Below are 1,898 nucleotides of genomic sequence, written 5' to 3' on the forward strand. Positions count from 1 at the left end.
CGCCATGGGCGCCGAGGGCATCACCGTCGACAGGATCGAGGATGTCGGCCCCGCGCTGAAGAAGGCCATCGACATGCAGATGAACGAAGGCAAGACCACCATCATCGAGATCATGTGTACCCGTGAGCTCGGCGACCCCTTCCGCCGCGATGCACTGTCCAAGCCCGTGCGTCATCTCGACAAGTACAAGGACTACGTCTGAGACTGAAACAAGGCACGCCCCCACTCGGGGATGTGCCTGCAAGCCCCCGGCCACGCCGGGGCACCCAGACACGTGGACGGGGAAGGCCATGACCTTCACCCGCCAGACACACCTCCGGCCCCGACAGAGACCCGCACAAGGACACCATGAGCACATCCACAACTGCTGCGCAGCCAGGCATCTTCGCCGGCACGAAGAAAATGGTCCCCGGCGTGATGCTCTGCGCCGTCATCGCGGTCGCCGCCACGTTCGTCTCCGAGCACTACGGCGGGCCGCAGTTCCTCTACGCACTGCTGATCGGCATTGCCTTCCACTTTCTGTCGGACAACGACAAGTGCATCCCGGGTATCGAGTTCTCCGCCAAGAAACTGGTGCGCATCGGCGTCGCACTGCTGGGCGCACGAATCGTTGCCAGTGACGTCAGCGACCTCGGTCTTGCCGGTGTCGGTGCCCTCATCGGCGCCGTCGCGCTGACCATCGGTTTCGGTCTGCTGATGGCCCGCCTGCTGGGGCTGCCGAGCATGCTCGGCCTGCTCTCGGGCGGCGGCACCGGCATCTGCGGCATCTCGGCGACGATGGCGATCTCATCCACGCTGCCCAATACCCGCGAGAACGAGCGCTACACCCTGCTCACCGCCATCGGTATCGCGATTTTCTCCACCGTGGCGATGGTGCTCTACCCGCTGATCGTCAAGAGCGCCGGCCTCAGTACGGCCGAAGCCGGTCTCTTCCTCGGCGGCTCGATCCACGACGTCGCCCAGGTGGTGGGTGCCGGCCTGATCATTTCCCCGGAAGTCGGTGATGCGGCAACGCTGGCCAAGATGTTCCGCGTCGCCATGCTGATGCCGGTGGTCGTGATCCTCGCCCTCACCTTCCATGCCGAGCGCAAGAAGAGCGAAACCCCGGGCGCAAAGACCCCGATCCTGCCGCTGTTCCTGGTCGTGTTCGCCGCACTGGCTGCCGCCAACAGCATGGGCTGGCTGCCGCACGAAGTGGTCGAGGTCAGCTCCGACATCTCGCGCTGGTGCCTGGTGATCTCGATTGCCGCACTCGGTGTAAAGACCTCGCTCGAAAAGCTTGCCGCCCTGGGCTGGAAGCCCATCGTGCTGATGTCCAGCGAGGCCATCTTCGTGGCCACCTACATGCTCAGCGTGGTGTATGTCTCACGCGCCTTCGGCGCCTGACACTGCATCGAAACCGCCCCATCCGCGACTGCCCCAACCCCGGCCCGACCGCAACGGAGAACCGCATGAACGCCAACGAAAAATTCATCGCCTCAAGCGCCCACGTCGACGCAGCCGCCATCGCGCCGCTGCCGAACTCGCGCAAGGTCTATGTTCAGGGTTCGCGCCCCGACATCCAGGTGCCGATGCGCGCCATCTCGCAGGCCGACACCCCGACCGGTTTCGGCGGCGAGCCCAACCCGGACATCTACGTCTACGACTGCTCCGGCCCCTACTCCGACCCGGCTGCGAAGATCGACATCCGCTCGGGCCTGCCCGCCCTGCGCGCCGGCTGGATCGAAGAGCGTGGCGACACCGAGGTGCTGTCCGACCTGTCGTCCGAGTTCGGCCGCATCCGCGCCGCCGACGCCAAGCTCGATGAACTGCGCTTCCCCGGCCTGCATCGCAAGCCGCGTCGCGCCAAGCCCGGTGCCAACGTGTCGCAGATGCACTACGCCCGCCGCGGCATCATC

At 65.6% G+C, this 1,898-nt stretch carries 1 protein-coding gene and 2 pseudogenes; all 3 read left to right on the forward strand.

The window, feature by feature from the left end; genetic code table 11:
- Nucleotides 1-202, forward strand: a pseudogene (locus tag AC22G6_RS21740) (sulfoacetaldehyde acetyltransferase); the annotation flags it as partial.
- Nucleotides 203-348: 146 nt separating this feature from the next.
- Nucleotides 349-1,386: a YeiH family protein gene (locus AC22G6_RS21745; RefSeq protein WP_108948062.1), complete on the forward strand. Its 1,038-nt coding sequence runs from the start codon at nt 349-351 to the stop codon at nt 1,384-1,386.
- Between the two features lie 65 nt (nt 1,387-1,451).
- A pseudogene (locus AC22G6_RS21750) lies at nt 1,452-1,898 on the forward strand (phosphomethylpyrimidine synthase ThiC); the annotation flags it as partial.

The organism is Parazoarcus sp. PS-13 R2A, assembly GCF_057621855.1.

What these genes read in the sequence shown, in the direction of transcription:
- AC22G6_RS21745 (WP_108948062.1), top strand. Translation starts at nt 349, where the DNA reads ATGAGCACATCCACAACTGCTGCGCAGCCAGGCATCTTCGCCGGCACG.